This is a genomic window from Vibrio sp. 11986-1-5, assembly GCF_963878025.1.
Taxonomy (GTDB): Bacteria; Pseudomonadota; Gammaproteobacteria; order Enterobacterales; family Vibrionaceae; genus Vibrio; species Vibrio injensis.
This window is the reverse complement of record NZ_CAWNVW010000049.1, coordinates 1-205: the sequence shown is the minus strand read 5'-3', so window position 1 is coordinate 205 and position 205 is coordinate 1. Positions and strand designations below refer to the sequence as shown.

The following is a 205-nucleotide window of genomic DNA, read 5'->3' as shown; positions in this document are numbered from 1 at the left end:
AATGGTGGGTCGTGCAGGATTCGAACCTGCGACCAATTGATTAAAAGTCAACTGCTCTACCAACTGAGCTAACGACCCATGGTATCCCGTAGGGGAGTCGAACCCCTGTTACCGCCGTGAAAGGGCGGTGTCCTAGGCCTCTAGACGAACGGGACACTAAGATACTCTCTTTACTACTTAAACCAAATCAATCTGTGTGAACACT

The 205-nt window shown here is 49.3% G+C and carries 2 tRNA genes; both read right to left on the bottom strand.

The annotated features are described in order from the left end of the window. Positions 1 to 2: 2 nt before the first annotated feature. Positions 3 to 78, bottom strand: a tRNA-Lys gene (locus AACS00_RS11665). 1 nt (position 79) lies between these two features. Continuing rightward, positions 80 to 155: transfer RNA gene (locus AACS00_RS11660), tRNA-Glu, on the bottom strand. Positions 156 to 205 lie beyond the last annotated feature (50 nt).